Origin of the sequence: Wolbachia endosymbiont of Drosophila nikananu (assembly GCF_028981865.1) — a bacterium.
Lineage (GTDB): Bacteria > Pseudomonadota > Alphaproteobacteria > Rickettsiales > Anaplasmataceae > Wolbachia > Wolbachia pipientis_B.
On the sequence record NZ_JAPQLL010000070.1, the window covers coordinates 43038 to 46758 of the forward strand.

A 3721-nucleotide genomic window follows, 5' to 3' on the forward strand; every position below is an offset into this window, starting at 1 on the left:
TTTAATCTGCACAGATGAAGATAACTGAATACCTTCAGTTTCATGATAAGGGGGCTGGCGGGGTTTGTCAAGTAAGTTTTTTCGTTTCTACTGAATGACAGTTGTGACTTGGGAGGTAGTGCAAGAAGTCTATTGTATTACTGAATTATTAATAATTCAGTAATAGTGCCTGCTATGTAGCTAAAATTTTCCTTTAACTTAAGCTATATGTAGCTAAAATAACTTGGGTTTACCGACGATTTGACAAACCGTTATCCCGCTGCTTGTTAGCGGGATACCGCGGCGGTATGACGTAGGGAAACCTGACTTGCATTAGCCATGTATAATAAAGGAAATCTATGACAAAAGAATCATTGGTAAAAACTGATATAGTGAAAGTTGAAGACAAAAAAGCGGTAAGAAGCTTTTTTAAAATACTAGGTGAAGTGGCAGATGCTGTAAGATCGTGGATTGGTAACATCGGTCCTGATTTAAGCAACAGTCGCGATATCGATAGTTTAGTCTTGAAGATGAACGAGTGCTTAAATCCAAAGGGAGGAGAGGTCTCAGCACGTAAGAACGCTGTATCTCTTGGTAACCTGTACTTGAGCTTATCAGAGAAAGGTAAAATAAAATTTCTACAAACCCTGGCAGAAAAATTTAATCCGAATAAAGCGGAAATAGATGAGAAAATTAGAGAATATAAGAAAAACCAAGATCCCGAGTTAAACTATAAATTTGAGCAGGATTTAATAAAAATTCTTGAATCACCACGTTCCAAAATATTAAAGCAATTTATTTCTTTACCAGAAGGCCTCAAGTTTATTGTTGATATGCGTTCTGATGTGCTTAAGCTAAAGAACCAATATAGAAGCTTGAATCCACTAGAGAACGAATTGAAAAATATACTCTATACTTGGGTTGATGTTGATCTACTCGATCTTCGTCAAATCACCTGGGATTCACCTGCATCATTGCTAGAAAAACTTATAAAATATGAAGCTGTGCATAAAATTTCCTCTTGGGATGACTTAAAAAACAGACTAGATTCTGATCGTCTCTGTTTTGCTTTCTTTCATTACAAAATACCAAACGAACCTCTAATTTTTGTAGAGGTTGCATTGGTGAATAAGATTGTAGATAGCATTCAACACCTTTTAGATGAATCAGTACCTTCAAACGATCCGAGTAATGCGAGCACTGCTATATTCTATTCAATATCAAATACTCAAGCAGGGTTATCTGGAATCAGCCTTGGTAATTTTTTGATCAAAAGGGTTGTAGAAAAGCTATCACAGGAGTTTAAAAGTATAAAAACATACGCGACTCTTTCTCCAATACCTGGCTTTACTAAATGGCTAAAAAACAATCTAAACCAAGATGTCACTTTATTGGGCAAACTAAATATAAAACAATCTAGTGCAGAAATTTTAGAAAGTGCAGAGCAATTAAAAACTAATGTTGAATGTACAAATGAAACTAAACAATGCATGCTTAAACTATGTACGTATTATTTACTAAAAGTGAATAATAGTAATGGAAATGCTTATGACCCGGTGGCACATTTCCATTTAAACAATGGTGCATCGATAAAACAATTAAACTGGATGGCGGATACCTCTGAGAAGGGTATTAGTCAGTCGGCTGGAATGATGGTAAATTATCTGTATGAGTTGCCTAAAATAGATAATAATCATGAAAACTACATGGTTAATAAAGTGATTTCCTGCTCGAAAAAAGTGTCGTCTATGTTGAAGGAGTAAGTAGTCCCTTAATAAATAATTGCCCTCACAACACTTAAAATGTAAAATAGTTTAAGTATAGTAGGCCATAATGAACAACATAAGGAATTTTGCAATAATAGCGCATATAGACCACGGTAAGTCAACGCTTGCTGATCGTTTAATAGAGGAATGTAACGGCCTTGAAGCAAGAGAAATGACCAATCAAATACTCGATTCAATGGATATAGAACGCGAACGTGGGATTACAATTAAAGCACAGACGGTAAAACTTAATTATACGGCAAACGACGGTAATCAATATTGCCTAAATCTCATGGACACTCCAGGTCATGTTGACTTTTCGTATGAAGTAAGTCGAAGTTTAGCAGCGTGTGAAGGTTCACTTTTAATAGTAGATAGTAGCCAGGGTGTTGAAGCACAAACCCTTGCAAATGTATACAAGGCGATTGACAATAATCATGAAATAATAGTTGTACTCAATAAAGTTGATCTCCCTGCTGCAGATCCAGAAAAGGTAAAACTCCAGGTTGAGGAAGTAATTGGCATTGACGCAAGTGAGTCAGTTTTAATATCAGCAAAAACTGGACTTGGAATGAAAGATGTACTGGAAGCAATAGTAGCAAAACTTCCAGCTCCTCAAGGTGATGTAAATGCTCCATTGCAAGCAATTTTGGTTGATAGTTGGTATGACACTTACTTAGGAGTAGTAATTTTAGTGCGAGTTAAAAATGGAGTGCTAAAAAAAGGCATGAAGATTGTTATGATGTCTAATAATGCTACATATCAAGTGGACAATATTGGTATTTTCACCCCTAAAAAAGTTATGACGAGAGAGCTTTCAGCAGGTGAAGTTGGTTTTATAACTGCTTCAATGAAGGAAGTAGCAGACTGCAAGGTAGGGGATACTATCACTGAGGAAAAGAGACCTTGTAGTGAAGCACTTCCTGGATTTAAAGAAGTGCATCCTGTGGTATTTTGTAGCATTTTCCCTCACAAAACGGATGATTTTAAATATCTAAGAGAAGCTCTAGAAAAGTTACATTTAAATGATGCAAGTTTTACCTTCGAAGCTGAAACTTCAAATGCACTAGGCTATGGATTTCGTTGTGGTTTTTTGGGAATGTTGCATCTTGAAGTTATTCAAGAAAGGCTCGAGAGAGAATTTGATTTAGACCTAACAGCAACTGCACCGAGTGTTATATATAGGGTTACAACACGAAGTGGTGAAATTTTGAATATTCATAACCCAAGTGATATGCCAGATCCAATGAAAATTGAAATTGTGGAAGAGCCATGGATTACTGCAACCATAATGGTTCCTGATCAATACTTGGGAGAGATTCTATCTCTATGTGAAGAAAGGAGGGGAGAACAGGAAGATTTATCTTACATTGGTAACACAATAACAGCATTGTTAAGATATAAGTTACCACTGTCTGAAGTTGTTTTTGATTTTTACGATAGGCTAAAATCAATTTCCAAGGGGTATGCAAGTTTGGATTGGGAAATTTCCAGCTATCTGGTAAGCCAAATAGATAAATTAAGCTTTTTAATTAATGGAGAGCCCGTAGATGCACTGGCTTGTATCGCTCACAAAAGCAGAGCAGAAAAAAGGGGACGTGAAATATGCGCACGTTTGAAGGATCTAATACCACGTCAGCAATATAAAATCGCGATTCAAGCAGCAGTGGGCGGGAAAATTATTGCCAGAGAAACGATTAATCCATATAGAAAAGATGTAACAGCTAAACTCTATGGTGGAGATGTAACGCGAAGAATGAAACTACTTGAAAGGCAAAAGAAGGGTAAAAAAAGGTTGCATTCTATAGGGAACGTAAATATTCCACAGAATGCTTTTATTCAAGCCTTGAAGATAAGTGATTGATCTTAAAAGACTTCTTGCATAGCTTTTGGCAGCAACCGTTAGAAACGAAAAAACTTACTTGACAAGCCTCGCCAGCCCCCTTATCATGATAGTGAAGGTATTCAGTTATCTT

Annotated in this window: 2 protein-coding genes; both read left to right on the plus strand. The window is 36.4% G+C overall.

Going from position 1 to position 3721, the window contains the following annotated elements; genetic code table 11:
• The first annotated feature begins 338 nt into the window (after window positions 1–338).
• On the plus strand, window positions 339–1742 hold the full coding sequence (locus tag OZD67_RS05420; protein WP_182183407.1) for a malonyl-CoA decarboxylase: 1404 nt from the start codon (window positions 339–341) through the stop codon (window positions 1740–1742).
• A gap of 70 nt (window positions 1743–1812) precedes the next feature.
• Window positions 1813–3609 (plus strand): translation elongation factor 4, encoded by a 1797-nt coding sequence (lepA, locus tag OZD67_RS05425; protein WP_182183406.1) that lies wholly within the window; start codon window positions 1813–1815, stop codon window positions 3607–3609.
• Window positions 3610–3721 lie beyond the last annotated feature (112 nt).